Annotated in this window: 21 protein-coding genes; 9 read left to right on the top strand and 12 right to left on the bottom strand. The window is 41.6% G+C overall.

From position 1 onward, the window contains the following. Positions 1-197 precede the first annotated feature (197 nt). Positions 198-1,199 (bottom strand): aldo/keto reductase, encoded by a 1,002-nt coding sequence (locus tag L6773_RS01640; RefSeq protein ID WP_237852094.1) that lies wholly within the window; start codon positions 1,197-1,199, stop codon positions 198-200. A gap of 298 nt (positions 1,200-1,497) precedes the next feature. Between L6773_RS01640 and L6773_RS01635 the strand changes: the two genes are divergently transcribed. Next, the gene (locus tag L6773_RS01635) at positions 1,498-2,262 is read left to right on the top strand and encodes a Mut7-C RNAse domain-containing protein (RefSeq protein ID WP_237852093.1); all 765 of its coding nucleotides are present in this window, start codon (positions 1,498-1,500) and stop codon (positions 2,260-2,262) included. Between the two features lie 244 nt (positions 2,263-2,506). Here the strand turns inward: L6773_RS01635 and L6773_RS01630 are convergent, their stop codons facing one another. Continuing rightward, positions 2,507-2,860: a VOC family protein gene (locus L6773_RS01630; RefSeq protein WP_237852092.1), complete on the bottom strand. Its 354-nt coding sequence runs from the start codon at positions 2,858-2,860 to the stop codon at positions 2,507-2,509. Positions 2,861-2,966: 106 nt separating this feature from the next. On the opposite strand from L6773_RS01630, the gene L6773_RS01625 reads away from it, so the two are divergent. Beyond that, entirely contained in the window at positions 2,967-4,541 is a 1,575-nt protein-coding gene (locus L6773_RS01625) for an arylsulfatase (RefSeq protein WP_237852091.1), read from the top strand. A 66-nt stretch (positions 4,542-4,607) separates the two neighbouring features. On the opposite strand, the gene L6773_RS01620 is transcribed toward L6773_RS01625, so the two are convergent. The 6 genes from L6773_RS01620 to L6773_RS01595 all read right to left on the bottom strand — a co-directional run bounded on the left by L6773_RS01620 (position 4,608) and on the right by L6773_RS01595 (position 9,668). Further along, positions 4,608-5,906 carry a PQQ-dependent sugar dehydrogenase gene (locus L6773_RS01620; RefSeq protein ID WP_237852090.1) on the bottom strand — a complete coding sequence of 433 codons (1,299 nt, stop codon included), beginning with the start codon at positions 5,904-5,906 and terminating at the stop codon, positions 4,608-4,610. 219 nt (positions 5,907-6,125) lie between these two features. Further along, positions 6,126-6,467 (bottom strand): AtuA-related protein, encoded by a 342-nt coding sequence (locus tag L6773_RS01615; protein WP_237852089.1) that lies wholly within the window; start codon positions 6,465-6,467, stop codon positions 6,126-6,128. 85 nt (positions 6,468-6,552) lie between these two features. Next, positions 6,553-7,272, bottom strand: coding sequence for an SIMPL domain-containing protein (locus L6773_RS01610; protein ID WP_237852088.1), 720 nt, complete (start codon positions 7,270-7,272; stop codon positions 6,553-6,555). 377 nt (positions 7,273-7,649) lie between these two features. Further along, complete coding sequence (locus L6773_RS01605; protein ID WP_237852087.1) at positions 7,650-8,933, bottom strand: prolyl oligopeptidase family serine peptidase; 1,284 nt, start codon at positions 8,931-8,933, stop codon at positions 7,650-7,652. 93 nt (positions 8,934-9,026) lie between these two features. Then, the gene (locus L6773_RS01600) at positions 9,027-9,392 is read right to left on the bottom strand and encodes a 2OG-Fe(II) oxygenase (RefSeq protein WP_237852086.1); all 366 of its coding nucleotides are present in this window, start codon (positions 9,390-9,392) and stop codon (positions 9,027-9,029) included. Positions 9,393-9,437: 45 nt separating this feature from the next. Beyond that, positions 9,438-9,668, bottom strand: coding sequence for a 2OG-Fe(II) oxygenase (locus L6773_RS01595; RefSeq protein ID WP_237852085.1), 231 nt, complete (start codon positions 9,666-9,668; stop codon positions 9,438-9,440). Positions 9,669-9,781: 113 nt separating this feature from the next. On the opposite strand from L6773_RS01595, the gene L6773_RS01590 reads away from it, so the two are divergent. From L6773_RS01590 to L6773_RS01580, 3 genes are all read left to right on the top strand, one after another. Further along, a complete protein-coding gene (locus L6773_RS01590) occupies positions 9,782-10,012 on the top strand; it encodes a DUF3820 family protein (RefSeq protein WP_237852084.1) in 231 nt (76 codons plus the stop codon). Between the two features lie 146 nt (positions 10,013-10,158). Beyond that, positions 10,159-10,461 (top strand): hypothetical protein, encoded by a 303-nt coding sequence (locus tag L6773_RS01585; protein WP_237852083.1) that lies wholly within the window; start codon positions 10,159-10,161, stop codon positions 10,459-10,461. 149 nt (positions 10,462-10,610) lie between these two features. Next, positions 10,611-11,351 carry a carbonic anhydrase family protein gene (locus L6773_RS01580; protein WP_237852082.1) on the top strand — a complete coding sequence of 247 codons (741 nt, stop codon included), beginning with the start codon at positions 10,611-10,613 and terminating at the stop codon, positions 11,349-11,351. Between the two features lie 43 nt (positions 11,352-11,394). Here the strand turns inward: L6773_RS01580 and eno are convergent, their stop codons facing one another. Then, positions 11,395-12,696, bottom strand: coding sequence for a phosphopyruvate hydratase (eno, locus tag L6773_RS01575; RefSeq protein WP_237852081.1), 1,302 nt, complete (start codon positions 12,694-12,696; stop codon positions 11,395-11,397). Further along, positions 12,665-13,669, bottom strand: a complete 1,005-nt coding sequence (locus tag L6773_RS01570; protein ID WP_237852080.1) for a phosphotransferase family protein — start codon at positions 13,667-13,669, stop codon at positions 12,665-12,667. Before L6773_RS01570 ends, eno begins: the two co-directional genes overlap by 32 nt. 134 nt (positions 13,670-13,803) lie before the next feature. Between L6773_RS01570 and L6773_RS01565 the strand changes: the two genes are divergently transcribed. After that, on the top strand, positions 13,804-14,253 hold the full coding sequence (locus L6773_RS01565) for a hypothetical protein (protein ID WP_237852079.1): 450 nt from the start codon (positions 13,804-13,806) through the stop codon (positions 14,251-14,253). Continuing rightward, the gene (locus L6773_RS01560; protein ID WP_255727675.1) at positions 14,253-14,468 is read left to right on the top strand and encodes a helix-turn-helix transcriptional regulator; all 216 of its coding nucleotides are present in this window, start codon (positions 14,253-14,255) and stop codon (positions 14,466-14,468) included. Before L6773_RS01565 ends, L6773_RS01560 begins: the two co-directional genes overlap by 1 nt. 373 nt (positions 14,469-14,841) lie before the next feature. Here the strand turns inward: L6773_RS01560 and L6773_RS01555 are convergent, their stop codons facing one another. Continuing rightward, on the bottom strand, positions 14,842-15,933 hold the full coding sequence (locus L6773_RS01555; protein WP_237852078.1) for a DUF2914 domain-containing protein: 1,092 nt from the start codon (positions 15,931-15,933) through the stop codon (positions 14,842-14,844). 45 nt (positions 15,934-15,978) lie between these two features. After that, complete coding sequence (purM, locus tag L6773_RS01550) at positions 15,979-16,983, bottom strand: phosphoribosylformylglycinamidine cyclo-ligase (RefSeq protein WP_237852077.1); 1,005 nt, start codon at positions 16,981-16,983, stop codon at positions 15,979-15,981. Positions 16,984-17,704: 721 nt separating this feature from the next. Here purM and dtd point away from each other — a divergent pair. After that, complete coding sequence (dtd, locus tag L6773_RS01545; protein ID WP_237852076.1) at positions 17,705-18,145, top strand: D-aminoacyl-tRNA deacylase; 441 nt, start codon at positions 17,705-17,707, stop codon at positions 18,143-18,145. Further along, positions 18,145-19,038 carry an alkaline phosphatase family protein gene (locus L6773_RS01540; protein ID WP_237852075.1) on the top strand — a complete coding sequence of 298 codons (894 nt, stop codon included), beginning with the start codon at positions 18,145-18,147 and terminating at the stop codon, positions 19,036-19,038. Before dtd ends, L6773_RS01540 begins: the two co-directional genes overlap by 1 nt. The last annotated feature ends 91 nt before the right edge of the window (positions 19,039-19,129 follow it).

Raw genomic sequence — 19,129 nt, 5'->3', positions numbered from 1 at the left:
CCGAATCTTCCCCCCTTCGAAGGGGGCTCAGGGGGATGATCAGCCTATAAAACATGCTTCATGTAATGAATACGACTTAGCTTTGTAAATTCAACTGGTAAACGCGTTAAGTAGTTGATGAATAAGTTTACACCCCTCGCCCCAAAATATCGGGCACTCCCCTCCCTGAAGGAATCGAGACAGGCAATGGTAGATTTTTATTCCTTCTCAGCCAACTCAAATTCATCCGCCGCTTTCGTGATCTGATCCAGTTCTTCTTTGGAGAGTTCAAAATCAAAAGCGCCGGCGTTGTCTTTTACCTGCTTGGGATTTCGGGCCCCGACCAATACACATCCCATTCCGGGTTGGTTGGCGGTCCAGTTAATCACGAGTTGTGCCAGTGTGGCGTTATGTTGTTCGGCAATCGGGCGGATTTTCTCAAGTAAGTCATTGACGCGCCGAATATTTTCGTCGGTAAAATATTTATCGCTTTTTCGGGTATCGTAACCGCTGAACTCGTAGCCGGGAGTAATTTTTCCGGTCAGCAGACCTCGCTGCAGCGGGCTGTAGGGCAGAATATGCATTCCTTTTTCTATCGCCTGTGGAACAACGTCCTCTTCAATGCCTCGATTGATCATACTATAGGGAACCTGGTTGGATGCCAAATCAATGGTTTTTAATGCTTCTTCCACATTTTCAACAGAATAGTTGCAAACACCGGCTGCCCGGATCTTGCCTTCCTCAATCAGTTCAGAAACGGCCTTCATTGTTTCAGAAATTGGAGTTTTGGGATCGTGCCAGTGAATCTGGTAGAGGTCTATATAATCGATATCAAGCCTTCGAAGACTGTCTTCACACTCTTTCTTCACACGTTCTTTGGAGGCCCATTTGTAAATCTTTACCGGGTTTCCCTGCTCATCTTCACTGTCAAAATAGAATGTACCATCGTCTGTTTCCCAGTTTAGCCCATATTTGGTTAGAATCTGGTAGCTGTCCCGCGGCCGGTATTTCAACGCTTTCCCGATCAGTTTTTCACTTTTTCCATACCCATATACTGCGGCCGTATCGATGGTGGTCATGCCGAGGTCTACGGCCGTTTGCACAGCTTTAATAGCATCGTCTTCATCAGCGCCACCCCACATCCATCCGCCGATCGCCCATGCACCAAACGCGATTGGTGTTACTTTAATATCTGAGTTACCGAGTTGTCTGAGTTTCATGTGTCAGTATAGTTTTTTTGATGATGTTGTTAACTCGTTCCTAAGCTCCTGCTTCGGAATGGCGGATGGAAGCTCTGCTTCTCATCAGCTAAAACCTGAATAGAAGCAGAGCTTCAGTCATTACGCTCCGAAGGGGACCTTCGGATCGAGAAAACACGGAGAGGTCATCCCCCTGAATCAACTTTTTTGATTCATCCCCCTTCAAAGAGTTCTTTTAATTTAAGGCTTTTCAAACCCGTTTTCATTGAGTCATTCACACAACACACACATAATGATCTTCTGATTGTTATTTTCTGATATGAGCAAGCCATCAAACCTACCCATTCAACCAACTCTCCGATTTTATGGAGATCTCGTGGATCTTGTATCACAGCCAATTTCTGATAACCGGATCATTGAACGCTCTCTTTCGGAACCGACCTCTGTAAAAGATCTGATTGAAGGTTGCGGAGTTCCTCACACCGAAGTGGATTTCATCCTGGCAGATGATAAGCCTGTTGATTTCTCTTACAAGATTACCGGTAATGAACGAATCAGTGTATATCCATTTTTTATTTCGCTCGAGATTCCAAAATCAGAACGACTTCAGATTTCAAAACCGGATGAACTACTATTTCTGGCGGATGTCAATCTTGGAAAACTCGCCAAACATCTTCGGCTGGCGGGGTTTGATACGGCTTACAAGAATGATGCAACAGATTCTGAAATCATCAAACAGATGCAAAAGGAAAACCGCATTCTGCTCACGCGTGACCGAAAACTACTGATGCGAAATGCCGTGAAAATAGGCTATCTGCCACGTTCGGATGATTCCACCGAACAACTGGAAGAGGTGTTCAAACGGTTTGATCTGTTTGATGAGATTCAGCCTTATTCGCGATGTGTAAATTGTAATGGAATGCTCGAAAGAGTATCAAAAGAATCGGTGATGGATCAGCTTGAACCGCTGACTAAAAAGTATTTCGATGAGTTTTCACAATGCCCGGATTGTGGCCAAGTGTACTGGAAGGGGTCGCATCGAAATCGGTTGGATTCGAGACTTGAGCGGTTGTTAAAGCTTTGATTTATGGGGTCAAGATTGGGAGTGGCTTTTCTTTTCCGTTGACTAAAATCAAGGGTAATAGATACTAACTCTACTATTCAACTTTCTCAATTGGTAAAACTGCAAACTTACTTGAACAGGTCTGAAATCTATTACCGTCATTTTTAACTGACGGAAGAAGCGTAAGCAAAAACTCCGATGGCTTTAGCCACATCTAAAATGTGATAAATTTTTACTGGAAATAATCTCTACAGAGTCAGTTAGATCACTCCAAAACCTGCCCAAAGGCGATATCATACCCGTCCAAGTCCTGTATACCAAACTCCAGGCAGCCGTAATCTTTCTCGCCCAAATGATAATCGATAATGGCTCCGGATGCTTTCATCTCTTGGTACATTTTGGCTGCATCATCCACCCAGAAGTACACATTCCACATGTTTTGCACTATTTTATAATGTGGTTTGATATCTTTGAAATTGTGCACACGGCTGAGCATCAACCCAAACCCATCACGATCAAGAATACAGAATCCCGGCGGATCTCCCCAAAACCGTTCATACCTGAAACCTACTTTGTCCCGGTAATAATTAGCGGCAGCTTCAATATCCTTTACCAGCAAAATTGGTGCAGTGCCATTGATCCTTGCTTTATTCGTATGACTATAATTAGATTTTTTCGATTGGATATCTATGATATTTTAAGAGTTCATCAAATCATAAATAAGAATGAATAGAAAACAACTTTTAGGTACCGATATTTTCTGTATCTGTTTGATTTCAATTTTTCTGCTTACCGGATATTCTCAAACAGTAAACGGTCAAACAGAAAAACCCAATATCATCTACATTTTAGCGGATGATTTAGGATATGGAGAGTTAGGGGTTTATGGCCAGGAAAAGATAGAAACACCCAATATTGATGCCTTGGCAGAAGCCGGCATGAAATTCACCAATCACTATTCCGGTGCACCTGTTTGTGCCCCTGCCAGGTACATGCTTATGACAGGCAAACACCCCGGCAATGCTTTCATACGGTCGAATCATGAATGGGGCGAACGCGGTGATGTTTGGAGTTTTGAAAATATGGCTGCAAATCCGATGCTTGAAGGTCAGTTTCCCATTCCGGGCTCAACGGAAACAGTCGGGAAATTACTTCAAAAGGCCGGATATAAAACAGGGGCTATTGGCAAGTGGGGATTGGGAGCACCCTTTACAGAAGGAGTTCCCACAAACCAGGGATTCGATTTTTTCTTTGGATATAATGGGCAGCGGCAGGCACACACTTATTACCCAATCTACCTGTGGAGAAATGATACACGGGTTGCTTTGAGAAACCAGTTGGTACCACCACACCAGGATCTGCCGGATAGTGCCGATCCTCATGACCCTGAAAGTTATGCAATTTTTCATGATCAGCCCGATTATTCAGCAGATCTGATGCATGATGAAACGATCGGATTTATCGAGAGAAATCAGAACATGCCCTTTTTCTTGTACCTGCCTACGCCAATACCCCATGTATCACTTCAGGCACCGGAGAGATGGATCAATTACTACAGGGAGAAGTTTGGGGAGGAGGAACCGTACACTCAAGGGAGTTATGTACCTGCACAATACCCCAAAGCAACTTATGCGGCCATGATCTCATATATGGATGAAAAGGTTGGTGAAATTGTAGAAAAGCTTAAAGAATTGGGGTTGTATGAAAATACGCTCATCATGTTTTCAAGTGATAACGGGCCAACCTATGCAGGCGGGGTAGATCCGGATTATTTTAGGAGTGCCGGTCCATTCCCGAATTATGTGAACGGCGAGTCAAGGATTAAAGGCCATGTGTACGAAGGAGGAATTCGGGTACCAATGATTGCCACATGGGAAGGAGTAATTCCCGCCGGAAGTTCTACAAATCACATATCAGCTTTTTGGGATGTTTTACCAACTCTTACTGAAGTTGCTGAAGCAGAATCACCCGAAGGTATTGATGGCATCAGCTTTTTGCCCACTCTAAAGGGTCATTCAACTACTCAGAAAAAGCATGACTATCTCTATTGGGAATTTCCTTCTTATGGAGGTCAGCAGGCCGTACGCATGGGTAAATGGAAGGGCATTCGAAAAAATATTATAGCTGATGGCAACCTGGAGATCGAGCTCTACAACCTCGAAGAAGATATCAGGGAAGAGAACAATGTAGCAGCAGAACATCCGGAAATCGTGAACCAAATTCGAGAGATCATGAAAGAGGAACACACCGTTCCCGAACTGAGTCGATTCAAAATGGAGGCTTTGGGCGATTACGATTAGATTCAATAAAAATGGGTAACAAGTCAACCAACACTCGTTACCCATCAAATTTATTGAAATCTAATTTTATTGACTTCCTGTATAAAATATACGCCAGATTTTACCTACTCTGGAATCGACGATGTAAACAGAACCATCCGTCCCTTCAGCCAATCCCATTGGGCGGTGTTCTGCCTGACCGGGGGATCGAATAACTCCTTCTCCTGCAAATCCATTCGCAAAGGTTTGATATTCACCGGAAACCTCAGTTCCGTTAAAAGGTGTAAATGTTACGCGATACCCGGCCTGCGGAAGTGGAGCACGATTCCATGATCCGTGAAATGCAATAAATGCACCACCGTAATATTCCTGTGGAAACTGATCTCCGTGATAAAAGATCAGGTCATTAGGAGCCCAATGACCCGGAAATGCCTGGATAGGATCTTCAAAATCATCACCTACGTAAGGAGTTTCTCCATCTCCACCATACTCGGGGTTCATCATCCTCTCGCCCCGGCGCTGGTCATAATAGGTGTAAGGCCATCCAAAGTTATCGCCATCATCAACCTTAAAGAATTCCTCCGCCGGAAGCTCTGCATTATCCAGTGAATCGTAGTGTTCAGGCCAGAGGGTATTTAACTGATCACGGCCATGCTGAACCAGGTAGAGATTTTCAGCGCCTGAATTCCATTCAAGTGCCACTGCATTCCGGTAGCCTGTTGCGTATTTATAGCCATCTTCCTGGAGAGTCTGTCCTGTTGAATTTGAATTAAACTGCCACACACTTCCCTGCCACTCAAGCTGCGGACAGGGTTTCATTCCCGGCGATCCCGCCGTACGAGATTCTTCCTGGCACGCATTTGATGGAGCGCCAATATTCACATATAAATCTCCCCCTCCATCGAATGTAATGGGTTTTGCGGCGTGACTTCCCTGGTCGGGAAATCCGGTTACCACCATTTCAGGCTCTGATGTGGGAACAAGGTCCACACCTTCCATGGAGTATCTTACAATGGCCGTATCGGGAGCGAAGTACAGATACCCGTTGTGAAGAGCAATTCCGGTGCCGGTGTAATCACCAAAGTAGGCTGTAGTATCTGCAACGCCGTCGCCATCCGTATCACGTAGGGCGGCGATCCCGTTTCCATTATGATCATTACTTAGAGCAACATAGATATCACCATCTTCATCTACAGTCATCTGCCGGGCACTGCCGATACTTTCAGTCACAACAACAGCCTGAAATCCATCGGGCAGAGTAATTCCTCCATTATCAGGAGAAAAGTTCATGTTTTCATACACTGCGGCTGATTCATCACCGGATGAACACGCAACCATCAGTGTTGATAAAATAAGTATTAAAAAATAAGTCGTTTTACGAAGCATGATTTGTTAGATAAATTAGAATTGAGAGCAATTAAAGGTCATTCACTATTCATACAATCTATCCCATTATAAAAGAAATCGCGGTCAATTCGAATCTAACTTCAATAAAAATCAAGAGGTAGGGGTAGTTTGTTGAATGAATAGCAGCAGATTTAACAATATCATCCCCCCGAGCTTTCTTATAAAAGAACATTCTTAATCCAGTGATAAAAGGAAAATTTAATTTACCAGTTCCAGCAATTCCTCCGGTACTTCAACATCCATCCGAAGAAGCGTAGATGCATGCGTCTTTCCCTGGGCGTCGAGTTTAAGAGAGACAGTTCCGCCACCGCCCAAACTCTCATTCAGAATAAAGTTCAGTGCTCCAAGATTTGGCAACTCATAGCGTTCAACCTCTCCCTTGCAAATATGCTTCATATATTCTTTCACCCGGTCGGCTGTCAAAGTTTTCTTCAAAAACGGGTAGATCTCCGGGTGACGAGCAATGATTCCCACATTACTTCCATTACCTTTATCTCCGCTGCGGCCGTGTGCAATTTTTATAAGTTTAACTGTGGGCATGGTTTTTCTTTTTTTGAGTGAAAGGGTAATAGGCAAAAGTTTCCCCTTACACTTTTGCGTTTTGCCTTCTGCCCTTCAAATATATCTAATCAGACAAGTAATAGACAATCGTGGAAACCACTCTCACATTTTTGATGTGCGGATTGTTGTTATCCCGGTCACTAATTGAAAACTGACCCTGGGAGGCTGTTTTTATTTTCCCAAGCCGGCTGTTGGAATCTTCGGCAAATTTTTGAGCTGCTTTTCTGGCTTCATTCGTCGCTTGCTCAATCATTTCCGGTTTGATTTCGTTAAGCCTGGTAAACAAATACTCCGGGCGAACCTGGTATTCATCTCCGCTCAGCGTTACTCCCTGTTTCCCCAGATCAACGAGCTCACTCATAATCTGGCGGATTTGTTGTACATTTTCTGAATACACAGTCGCCGTTTGAGTGGCAACAAACCTGAAATCGAAATTTTCCATTCCACTATATCTTTGAGCGGATTTGTCAGTCAGAAAAGGTGTTGAAAATGTAATTTCATCCAACTGGATTTCCCGTTCCTCTAAAAAGGATCGTACCAGTTCTGCGCTGTTATCCAGTGCAGTATAGGTTCCATCCAGTGTGTTCCCGGCTTCGGTAAACTGGATAGGCCAGATGACAATATCAGCCACATGTTCTTGTTCTGCCAGGCCTTTTACTGTGACGGATCGTTCGTACTCTTTAACGGATATTGCCGCACTACTGAGAAAATATCCAAGGGCAACAAGCCCAAGAAAAATGGAAACCCCGATAACGATAAACCCTGGATCTTTCTTTTCTTTCATAGTTTGTTTGATGAAGTTTTTTAACCCCCACTTGAGTGAGGGAAAGTTATTCGTCAATTGTCGAAAATTGGTTTTACGAGGTTGTCTTTGCAATGTTTACTACAACAGCATCGGACACACCCATAAATCTCTTCTCAAGAGGGTGTGAAAAACGGATTATCTAAAAGTATCCGTCAGGTTAATTTGCCACGAGAACACAAAGTCACGAAGATACACGAAGTTGAGTAATATCAAACTCTTGGTCTTCGTAGTTCATCTCACGAACCTGATTTACTTTTGAATCCTTATTTTTCACAGCCCCTCATGAGGAGACTTTTATTACTGAATTTAAAATATGGACAATTGTTCCCTTTTCACTTTTGCCTTTTTATTTCTCATTAATTGGATTGACCCGCCAGCCATTCCATAATCGTAACCGGTTCTCCATCCAGTTTTACCAGGCTCCCGTCGTAATCTCGTCTGGCTTCATTGGCGTGTGAGTAGATCCAACTCCAGTGATCCGGGTAGTGATATCCCTCTCCGCCAAATAATCCGTTTATATCAACTACGTGATCATAAAATGAAAAGTGTACGTCTGAAGCTCCGGCATCCTTGAGTTTGTTGTAAACCGGGATTACGGTTTGTTCCGGTACGGTGGTTCCATCTTCTTTGGCATGGATAAACCAAGTAGGCACATCTTTTACGCGATCCACCTGATCATCCGTAAAATAGGCACCTCGATAAGCTAAAGCACTTGGGAACGCAGCCGCAAAAAATCCAGGATATTCGATGATCAGCTTGAAGGCCAAATAACCTCCGTTCGAGCAACCTCCAACATAGATGCGATCGGGATCTACATCCGGATTTTCAGCAATATATTGATCAATCAAAGCCTTCACTGCTTCGTAATAAATATCATCCGTTTGGCCAGTTGTGGTTCCTTCACCACTGTCCATCCAGCGTGTAGGGCTCTGCGGCACGAGAACATGAGCTCCATCAAAGATGGCTTGGATTTCATCAGATGCATAATTTGCCGCCCGGTTCGCAATCAGTGGAATGGTTGGATCTGTACCTCCTTCCCCACCTCCATGCAACCAGATGATCAGTGGAGATTCATCATCATTTTCAGGGCTATAGGAAGCATACGACATAGTGATATCTCCGTGTGAAAACGTCCCGGATAGATCAAACCGGTCAATAAGGGGCATTACCCGATTCACCTCTTCATTCCAGACCAAACCCTTTGTTTCATCCTGAATGGTCATATTATAGTCGATCCAGCTGTTGCCGTTGCAGCCTTCTGCCTGTGAATATTGAATAGGTGATCCGATCGGCTGATTGGGAGCCACATACAGCACTAATGTTACATGATTCCCTTCCTCCACTCGTTCCCCGTTAGCGTCTGACACATACCCCGCAACAACATTTCGGCTGCCAAGTCTCTGACCGGCAGGAATCACAGCACAATCAGAGGATCGTTGAACCATTACATTATAATCGTTCCAGTTGACGGTGGTTACAGGTTCATCCATTGTTAGAATAACCTTGTTAACCGCCGCCCCCCAGTCAAAGCCTTCAATGACAACACCATACTCGCCATTTGTTTGAGCCTGAGCTGTAAATAGCCCACTGAGTGATGCGATTAGTACAACAATGAATAATGAGAAAATCTTTCTTTTCATGAGATCTTGGATTTAATGACATCAATTTAAAGCAATCTACTTAGACGATTGTCTAAAATCAAAACAATGGATCCGTTTTTGTCTCAATCATGATCATCGGAACAAGTATCCAACAGTTGCGGGTTGATGAAGAAGCCAACCCGTAAGCGAATATCTTGGGACCTTTGTGGTCAAAACTTCGTGTTCAACAACATCACTTTTGAAAAGAAGAAGTCGTTTTGCAATCGGTTCAACTAAAATCTGTTTGTCATCTTTATATATTTTCAGTTCGCCGCCATCACCTTTTTTCCAGTTTTGGTTGAGATAGATCAGAACGGTAATTTGGCGATTGGATCGTTCATTAAACTGATCCAAATGCCGATCATAATGTGAACCTGCCGGGTATTTTGCGATATGAAATTCCGATCCCGACAAACTCATAAAGCAGTGTCTTCTCAGCGATTCAATCAACTCATCCATCAACCCAAAGAACGGTTCCAATTCTGAATCACGCTCTCTGTCCAGTCAGTGAATAAAGTCTCCACGAATAGAATCATTTAGCTGGAATTCTCCCGATGAACCAATCCCGGCCCTTTTTAGCAGATTTCCATGCTCTTTCTCATGAAAAAAACTCATGATGGACCTGAACATCTCCTCACTGATAAAATCGTCAGCGATTACATAGTCATTAAATGCCAGTTCATCCATCCACTGAATCCACTGCTCTTCTGAATATGTTGCATCTTCGATCTCCATCTCTTTTTGTAAATAAATTAGTTTGTGCGGAAGGGAAGCAATCCGCTTTTTTTAAAGATTAGAATCCAAAATTACTACTTTATCCGGTTTTTAGGAATAGGTATGTTTCTTTTATGAAATCTGATTTTCTCATCAAACTTGTTCGAGCCCGAATGCCATTCGGTCAATATAAGGGACGGTATATTACTCAGTTGCCGGTACACTATTTAGAGTGGTTCAACCGAAAGGGATTTCCAAAAGGTCAGCTTGGTCAGTATCTCGCTACAATGTATGAGATCAAGACAAACGGATTGGACCAGATATTGAGGCCGATTATCCAACAGTTTCGAAACCGGAATGAATAAAGTTTATGGAACACCGAATTTTAAATCACAAAACCGCTGAAACAGATTTAGATGAAATTTTCAGATTTCGTAATTTTCGACTCAATAATTTTGAGTAGCAGGAACGGAGAACAATTCAGAGAAGTTCTTACCAGACAAGAAGATTCATGAATTTAACGAAGTTACATATTATCGGGATTGCTGGTGTGATGATGCTTTTTGCTGTTTTTACACTTATGCATCAGTATGACTGGCTGATTCCTGCATCGCCTGCTTCTCCTATATCAACACAAACATCTGTTCCTTTTCCGGATGCAGTAGAGGAGCATGGAACAGAAGATGACATTACCCACGATTTTTCCAAGCCTTTCTTTATTTCTGAAAGTTTACAAATTATAAGTACATGCATGATCTTTGAGGATCTGATATATCCTCAGATATCAACTCCACCGCCGGACTATCTCATATAGTTCTTTTTTAGCCATTCAAATTCTTATACCCAAAAAAAGAATAAAAGCCGGATTATCCCGAATAAACTATATCAAAAGGGAGATCCAAATTTCAGGCTTCTAAAAACGGGAGTGGCTATGTAATTCAAATTCACTTTTAACTAAAGATCATGTATACAATGAAATATCAAAATATTTTTCTAATTCTTGCCATTGCAATGCTTCCTCTAACAGCGTGTTCCCAAAGCAACATGCAGAGTGATACTGAAACTGTTGAATTATCATCAGATGTCCTTACTGCAGATGATCAAGCCGAACTTACCCCGGATGAAATCATTCAACAGATGAAGGATGGAAACGAGCGATACGTCAACAATAACTTAACACCAAGAGACTACCAGGCACAGGTTCAGGCTACAGCAGGTGGACAATATCCAAGTGCAATCGTCATCTCTTGTGTGGATAGCCGCGTTCCTGTGGAGACAGTCTTTGACATGGGCGTTGGTGATATATTTGTTGCTCGTGTGGCCGGTAATTTTGTGAACGAAGATATTCTTGGAAGCGCAGAATTTGCCACTGCAGCTGCCGGTTCAAAAGTAGTCATCGTAATGGGCCATGAAAGTTGTGGGGCTGTTAAATCAGCTATTGATGGTGTTGAGATGGGGAACATCACCGCAATGCTCGATAAGATTGAGCCAGCAATTGATATGACTGAAAACTTCGATGGCGAACAAGCCAGCAGTAACAATGAATACGTCACCGAAGTTGTGAATAACAACGTCGTGCATACCATCAGCGAGATGAGAGAAAGAAGTTCCATTATTGCTGATTTGGAACGCAACGGAGACGTGGTAATTATGGGTGCTTTTTATGACTTGGATACAGGCGAAGTTACGTTCCTTGAGCCGTAAGATATCTGAAAGGGGAGGGGATTATTCTTCTCCCTTTTTTATTTCACATGGCGAATGAAAAAATCTTTTCGCCTATGAACTCTGCTTTTTCCTGAAGCTCTCTCTCTATTCGCAGAATTTCGTTCCATTTTACCATCCGTTCTGATCTTGAAAATGAGCCTACTTTCAACTGACCTGCATTAGTTGCTACAGCAAGATGAGAGATAAATGGATCTTCCGTCTCCCCCGACCGTGCCGAAATAACTGGCGTCCATCCAAACTCCTGTGTTTGTTTGATACATTCAATCGTCTCTGTAACCGTTCCAATTTGGTTTAGTTTGATGAGTACACTGTTTGCCAGTTTGTCCTCTTTCCCCTCTTTTACCCGTTTGATGTCTGTCGTGAATAGATCATCCCCAATGATCTGGATTTTATTCCCAAACTCTTTGGTAAATCTCTTCCAATTCAGAGTGTCTGTTTCGGCGAATGGATCTTCAATAGATATGATTGGATACTGTTTACACCAGCCGGAGATCACCTTGTAAAATTGATCACCCGTGAGGGATCTGTTGTCGAGGTTGAGATGATATCGTCCATTATCATAAAATTCTGATGCGGCAATATCGAGTGAGAGTTGAACATCTTCGCCGAGTGAATAGCCTGCTCCTTCAATTGATTCTAAGAGAATTTCAAACAATTCCTCATTTGAATCGAAAATCGGCCAATAACCACCTTCATCTGCCACACCGGCCAGCTTACCTTTCTTTTTTAAAAGCCGACCACAATGATGAAATACATTAAATGTCATCTCCAGGCACTGTAGATAGGACTCAGCACCGGTGCAAATAATCATAAAATCCTGTATGTCGATACTGCCTTCTGCATGAGCACCACCCCCCATAATTTGAATTTCCGGTAGGGGAAGAAGTGTTCCGCCACCGTCTGTCAGAGTTTGAAAGAGAGATTTTCCTTGCGCATTGGATAAAGCTCGAGAAATGGCCATTGAAACTCCGAGTATGGCGTTTGCTCCAAGTCGACTCTTGTTTTTGGTGCCGTCGAGTTCAATCATTAACTGGTCCATCTCTTCTTGTTGATGAACATCTTTTCCGACCAGCTCAACCCGGATTTCACCCTTCACATTTTCAATGGCTCTATAGACGGATTTTCCCAGAAACTTTTCTTTATCTCCATCCCTCAATTCATGCGCTTCAAACTGACCTGTGGATGCACCCGATGGAACAATTGCTGATCCTGTAGTTCCATTTTCCAATTCCACGAATGCCTCCAGCGTAGGATTACCTCTCGAATCAAAAACCTGGATGGCATCAATATTTTTAATCCTCACCGAATGTTCGTTTAAGTTCATATTTCCATTTTTGATTGATCTCTGCATGTGAATATATTCCTGCCGGTAAATTTGCCATCACAAAAGATCTCACAAATTCCTGCTGGTCGGTCTCTAAATACTCAACCGGGGATTTACCGTCGATTCTTGCAAGCATCATCATCAAAAGTAAACGGATCGTCCGCAATTCCATCTGTTCCTCTATTTCCGATCCCATGCTCTCAAAATAAGTAGCCCATGCTATTTTTGTCAGGTCCTCAAATTTGCCTGTTTTTTTGAAGTGATTCAGCATTTTCAAATAGAGATGATTCAGTAAAAAAGCGAGATCGAATGCGGGATCACCAAACCAGGCAACTTCATGATCCAGGAGAACCACTCGATCATTTTTGATCATGATGTTTTTCGGACTAAAATCTCCATGTACAATCGCTTCACGGTGGGATTTTAAACGCTTTACCTCATCAATAAAGAGATATTTAAGTTCAGGATGTCTCTCGCCGGTTGTAACCAGGTAGGGCTCAGTTCGGAGCTCGTAAAAGTTATCCGCTTTGTTAAACTTCTTTTTTAAATGCTCATTGTCCCAAGATTTTTGATGAATCGTTGCCAACAATTCGGCTGACTTTTCTGCAATCTGCGAATTAAAGACTCCGTTTAACATCTGCTTTTTCCAATTCTGAAACTCCTCATCCAAAAACTCCATCACAAAAAAGGAATGCTCTGAATTACTATAGAGAAGTTCTGGAGTGGCCTCCGTTTTTATCGTGTTCAAAAACTGTAAAAATTTTTGCTCATTCTCATTCCGCGAGATATCCGCATACCAGTCATCTTCTACATTCAGTTTTGGAAGTGCTTGTTTTACTACAACCGAATTCACCCCATCTGAAACAAGAAATATATCAGAAGAAACACCACCTTTGAGGTGCTTAAATGTTATTTCTGAACCATAAACAAGATTTTTCTGCCTCAACAGGTTTCTGATTTTACCTTTGTCCATACTGGATAATAACGGTTCTATGCCACTCTTTTTAGATCTATCAAACTTTATTTAGTATAATTTTTCATACATGATGTAACATTTTTTTTACATCACGTAAAAAATAATATACATTCACAAAAAGTTGATGCATTATGTCAAAACAAGAAATTTTATCGTGGACCTCTTTGGCCACTTCACTTTCGGCAATCATTTTTTATGTAACACTTGTGCTCGGCTGGCCTGCATTCTTGCCGGATGTTTCGGATGATCTGTTCCAGTTCTTCTTCAACATCTTTTGGATTGCGGTTGGAATTGAAATCGTGGTAGAGATCATCTGGGAAAAGAAAAAGGTTCAGCAGGATGAACGGGATTTTAGAATAGAAGCGATCGGCAATAAGTTTGCATACAATTTTATCGTCGCTGTGATTGTGGTCGTTCTCGTGCAACTTTTCCTTTCCGGTATTTTTGGATCCGTTAATGAAATCTATGGGACGCTTGGGAAGAAAAAAACTCTCTTTCATGTACTGATTATCGCACTTTTCACTTCATCACTGATCCGTAGAGGGATTATGATCTATCACTATCGAAAAGATTTTATCTGATGAAAGAGGGACAAATCATAAATAATATCCGAGTACTGAGATTTCATCATGGTGAGATGACACAGCAAGAACTTGCTGATAAAGTCGGCGTAACCCGTCAAACCATCAATGCGCTTGAGGCGGCTAAATATTCGCCGTCCCTGGAACTGGCTTTTAAAATTGCTGATGTGTTTGATCGTCCGTTGGAGGACGTTTTTAAGTATAAAAAACTATAGCTCTTTGTTTGATGCGGGTCATCCCTAAATAGGAACGATTTCAATGCATTTTTTTCTAAAAAATGAACAGTATTAATAAATATTAGTTACTATTACTTATATAAAAAATAACATTGATATACTTTCAATTACTGATAATCAAACAATATAAATTTCATTTGGAGTGAATACCCTCAACTCTTTATATTACTAGTAGTTGATCAAAACAAAAAGCACTTCATCGATCAATCGTTCAAAAAAATCAAGGCACCATCACTCTGTTTGATACATTTTTTTCGCAATATCGGCTAAACTATTCTTAGACTTTACTGACACCTACTTTCAGTTGGATGTGCTTTTTTAAAAAGAGATCAGGTAATCCAATAGAATTCGTTTAAAATATCTGCGTTTCCAGCTCTACGTTCTGAATAGTTGAATCGATCTCTATTTCAAAATCTATAATTCCCAAAACAAGCCCCTCTTCGGTAATAACATCGACCTCCCAAATTCCCTCTTTGATATTTCTCTTATAGGTAAATCCTCGATATCCCTTATCACGACCGCCAGTAATTTCGTACCCTATATTATCAGCAATCTGCCATTCTCCTGTCTCAGGATTTTTCCATTTCCATCGGTGAGAGACCTCTTTTTGAAGATCAGTTGGGGCAAAAATGGATGTAAAAAGATACACATTCGTCCCCGGCTGCTGGATGTAAGTTAGTCTGTTTTCTCTCCAAAATTTATACCATACATTTTTTTGATAGGTCACAACATAGTTGCCATTTGTCTTTTCAACATCATGAGCTACCATCCCGCTTTCAAGTGCCAGTGGTACCGGCGGGATTAAATTGAAATAGTAAAATGTATTAATCATCAAATAAATCCCAACAACCAATCCAAGCGTTTTCCCCTCATGAATTTCTGCCCTTGTTGATGGACTCACCGCGTAGATATAGATGATCAGCGCCATTGTGGTTCCCAGGCTAATCAACCCGGAGATGATAAAGATGGTTGTACTCATCTGTGCTATTAGTACAGGAATGAAAAATGTGCAAAAGGTAAAATTCACAAAAAAGTATGCACTGAACTGCAGGTATTTATTTGAGATCTTTTGCTTCAAAAATTCATTCGCAAAGAGTAGAATTACAAGAATTACGAAAAAGGAGAGAGTCTTGGAAAAAGAAACACTTCTCGAAAAATAGATAACAAACGCACTGCACAGAGCTCCGAGAAAAAACTGGATCGCCAGGGGGAGATACTCCTCATACTTTTCAAAGAATGTGTCTTTCCATTTCCCGTCATCCGCCACATTGAACATGTAAAGGGCCACGCTCAGCAAAATCATGTACGTGGAAAGAATAGTACGGTCGTAAAGTCGATCGATGCGGCCGAGAGTGAGCGAATCCCAGATGAAACCGCCAATAAAGAAGAGTACAGGAAGATATTTTTGATGCCTCCTGACAAATGCACGAAAACGGCTGATCATAAATCTATTCTATTTTTATGTTTTGACAACCGTTTTCTTTTTTGATTATGTGACAGAGCCAATCTTATAGATCTCTTCACCCAATTCACTGCACATTTTTTCAACTTCATCAACTTTAGATGGTGAAATCACCGTAATCAAACCGATCCCAAGATTAAAAGTTGCACGCATATCGTCTTCCGGTACATTTCCTGTTTTTTGGATCAGATCGAATATGGCGGGTCGTTTCCAGCTCTTCCAATCCAGATCCAGTTTTAGGCCATCCGGAAGAATTCGCTTGGTATTCCCTACAATTCCACCGCCGGTGATGTGGGAAAATCCATGAACTCCATCTACCTCTTTTAGTTCCGAAATAACGTTGAGATAAGATTTATGAACCTGGAGCAGTTCATTACCAACCGTTCGATCTAATTCCTCCGGCTGATCATTTACATCATACTCACTAAACAAAACTTTCCGAGCTAAAGAATATCCATTGGTATGGAGGCCTGAACTTTTGAATCCAATTAGCAGATCACCTTTTTGAATTTTCTCACCGGTGATCAATTGATCTCGGTCTACCACTCCAACGATGGTACCGGCCAGGTCAAATTCTCCTTTGTCGTATATATCCGGCATTTCGGCAGTTTCTCCTCCGATCAGTGCCACACCGTTTTCTTTGCATGCTTTGGCAAAACCGCTGACTACATCAAAACCAACTTTTTGTTCCAGTTTTCCGGTTGAAAAATAATCGAGAAAGAAAAGGGGAGTGGCTCCGCAAACGGCAATATCATTCACACAATGATTTACCAGATCCTGGCCAACTGTATCGTACTTTTCAGATTTGAATGCTACAATCAGTTTGGTTCCAACGCCATCCACACTGCTTACAAGAATGGGATTTTTCATCGATCCAAAGTCAGCAGAAAAGAGTCCGCCAAACCCACCGATATTACTTACCACATTGGTATTGTGGGTTTCCTTTACTATATCTTTGATGGAATTCACCAGGTCTTCGCCGGCTTGAATATCAACTCCTGAGTCTTTGTATGTAAATTTTTTGTCTGACACGAAATTATTTGGTTCGTTGGGTTTCCATTGAATTGTTCTCGACTCCACTTCGTTACGCCTGTCTGCCGACAAAGGCAGGCTCGAACTGACGTCATATTGAGTGAAGCGAAGACGAAATATCGGTAAAATCTCTTCCAATTAGTACCGAACTCATATGATAAATTGAAGGATCCTCATCTATGATTTCTTGGCCGGTGAGTTTTTTTAAAAATTGATCAAAAAAAATAAAGAATTACAAATAAAATGATGAGAAACCCTGTCAAATTGATCTCTGTTCTTACATATGATGATTTCTGACCCGGTAAAGAGATGTTCTTTATTTTGATCTACGTAGATCTATAGTGAGAAGTTTTCATCAGGTTATCCACATGTATAGACTAAGAGTATGAGAATTTGAATTTTGTTGTATTGTAGTAGGGGATGTGGAGAAGTGTATAACTTTTTTATTGTGATGAATTTATATCATCTTAATGATATGTGAATAATTATGTGGATAATTTTTCCATAAAAAACAGATACTTATAAAGTCGAGTTTTGACTAATCAACATTTTATATTTTTCACACCTATTGACACACATTCTCTTTTCAACACGAAAAGTTATTCTTTAACCCTGTGGATAACTGTTTTTAATTGTGGATTGATGTGGATAGATTCGATCATAATTGAGAAATTTCTGTTTTAAACAAGAAATACAAAGTTTTCCACACAGTTACTCACATATGAAAGTTGTAGTGCAAAGAGTAAAAAACGCGAGCGTAACCATTAATAATAAGGTGACAGGAAGTATTGAAAATGGACTGTTAATTCTTGTTGGCATCCACGAATCAGATACAAAAAAAGAGGTAGATTGGTGTTGCAGAAAGATTCCAACCCTCCGAATTTTTGAGGATGATGAGGGAAAAATGAATCGATCTGCTGAGGATGTAAACGGTGGAATTCTGGTGGTTTCACAATTCACTCTCTATGGAAACGCTAATAAAGGAACTCGACCCAGCTTTATTGAAGCGGCCAAACCGGATAAAGCGGAACCGCTCTATGATTATATGATTGATCTACTAAAAAGAGACAGCGGGTTACAAATAGAATCAGGTGAGTTTGGAGCGATGATGGATGTAACGTTCACAAACAGTGGACCGGTTACTTTGATCCTGGAGAAGTAATGGCTGTTTGTTTTCTTTTTGTTGATGGAGTTGGAATCGGACCAAAAACAGAGTTCAATCCACTGGCTTCTTCCGATTTAAAATCCTTCTCCTATTTTACCGGAGAAACGGGTCTTTATGATGGTTGTGAAGAGAGAGATGTGGGGTCCATCCTGTTCAAAAAAATCGATGCTAATCTCGAGGTAGAAGGACTTCCACAAAGTGGAACAGGTCAGACTTCTCTGTTTACAGGAGAGAATGCTTCTAAAGTAGTAGGAAGACATTTTGGGCCTTTTCCTCATTCAGAAATTAAACCATTGCTAAAAAAGAAAAGCCTGTTTCATAAAGTAATTGAGATGGGGTTGAAACCTCATTTTTTGAATGCCTATCCGGACCTGTTTTTTGAGAAATCACAAAAGAGAAACCGCTGGAGTTGCACCACACTCATGGCTCGATCTGCAGGAGTAAAGCTAAATCGTTTAGAAGATGTGGTAGAAGGAAGAGCTGTCACAGCCGAGATCATACAATCAGCCTGGAGAAGTAAACTGCGATTAGACGTACCGGAAATTGAACCGGAAGAAGCTTCAGTAAGAATGCTCAAAGCGCTGGGTCAGTATGACCTTGTTCTATTTGAATACTACCTCACAGACAAAGCCGGCCACGAACAAGACCCTGAGATAGCGAATAGATTCTTAAGCGTTTTGGATCGATTTATTACAGAAATTATAGAAAATCTGGATGAGAATGATACACTTGTTCTCTCAAGCGATCATGGAAATTTAGAAGATCTGTCCATTAAAACGCATACCCGAAACCCGGTTCCACTGTTTGTGAAGGGAAACACGAAGCCGTTTAGAAATGCAGAGAGTATTTTGGATGTTACGCCGGGGATCTTGGAGGTTTTGGAAGATTAGAGCTCCCCTATTCGAAGGGGAAATCTCCTTGTGATCCACAAGTTGAGCACAGCCCTCTGAATTTTTCTATTGATGGCGCGAACGTCTCGCT

The sequence above is a fragment of the Rhodohalobacter sulfatireducens genome (assembly GCF_022012475.1).
GTDB lineage: Bacteria > Bacteroidota > Rhodothermia > Balneolales > Balneolaceae > Rhodohalobacter > Rhodohalobacter sulfatireducens.
The sequence above is the reverse complement of the archived record's forward strand: the minus strand, read 5'-3'. Positions and strand labels throughout refer to the sequence as shown.

Bases quoted from the DNA above. Each gene is read 5' to 3' on its own strand.
- L6773_RS01640 (WP_237852094.1), bottom strand. From the start codon at position 1,199: ATGAAACTCAGACAACTCGGTAACTCAGATATTAAAGTAACACCAATC.
- L6773_RS01635 (WP_237852093.1), top strand. From the start codon at position 1,498: ATGAGCAAGCCATCAAACCTACCCATTCAACCAACTCTCCGATTTTAT.
- L6773_RS01625 (WP_237852091.1), top strand. From the start codon at position 2,967: ATGAATAGAAAACAACTTTTAGGTACCGATATTTTCTGTATCTGTTTG.
- L6773_RS01620 (WP_237852090.1), bottom strand. From the start codon at position 5,906: ATGCTTCGTAAAACGACTTATTTTTTAATACTTATTTTATCAACACTG.
- L6773_RS01615 (WP_237852089.1), bottom strand. From the start codon at position 6,467: ATGCCCACAGTTAAACTTATAAAAATTGCACACGGCCGCAGCGGAGAT.
- L6773_RS01610 (WP_237852088.1), bottom strand. From the start codon at position 7,272: ATGAAAGAAAAGAAAGATCCAGGGTTTATCGTTATCGGGGTTTCCATT.
- L6773_RS01605 (WP_237852087.1), bottom strand. From the start codon at position 8,933: ATGAAAAGAAAGATTTTCTCATTATTCATTGTTGTACTAATCGCATCA.
- L6773_RS01600 (WP_237852086.1), bottom strand. From the start codon at position 9,392: ATGGATGAGTTGATTGAATCGCTGAGAAGACACTGCTTTATGAGTTTG.
- L6773_RS01595 (WP_237852085.1), bottom strand. From the start codon at position 9,668: ATGGAGATCGAAGATGCAACATATTCAGAAGAGCAGTGGATTCAGTGG.
- L6773_RS01590 (WP_237852084.1), top strand. From the start codon at position 9,782: ATGAAATCTGATTTTCTCATCAAACTTGTTCGAGCCCGAATGCCATTC.
- L6773_RS01585 (WP_237852083.1), top strand. From the start codon at position 10,159: ATGAATTTAACGAAGTTACATATTATCGGGATTGCTGGTGTGATGATG.
- L6773_RS01580 (WP_237852082.1), top strand. From the start codon at position 10,611: ATGTATACAATGAAATATCAAAATATTTTTCTAATTCTTGCCATTGCA.
- eno (WP_237852081.1), bottom strand. From the start codon at position 12,696: ATGAACTTAAACGAACATTCGGTGAGGATTAAAAATATTGATGCCATC.
- L6773_RS01570 (WP_237852080.1), bottom strand. From the start codon at position 13,669: ATGGACAAAGGTAAAATCAGAAACCTGTTGAGGCAGAAAAATCTTGTT.
- L6773_RS01565 (WP_237852079.1), top strand. From the start codon at position 13,804: ATGTCAAAACAAGAAATTTTATCGTGGACCTCTTTGGCCACTTCACTT.
- L6773_RS01560 (WP_255727675.1), top strand. From the start codon at position 14,253: ATGAAAGAGGGACAAATCATAAATAATATCCGAGTACTGAGATTTCAT.
- L6773_RS01555 (WP_237852078.1), bottom strand. From the start codon at position 15,933: ATGATCAGCCGTTTTCGTGCATTTGTCAGGAGGCATCAAAAATATCTT.
- dtd (WP_237852076.1), top strand. From the start codon at position 17,705: ATGAAAGTTGTAGTGCAAAGAGTAAAAAACGCGAGCGTAACCATTAAT.
- L6773_RS01540 (WP_237852075.1), top strand. From the start codon at position 18,145: ATGGCTGTTTGTTTTCTTTTTGTTGATGGAGTTGGAATCGGACCAAAA.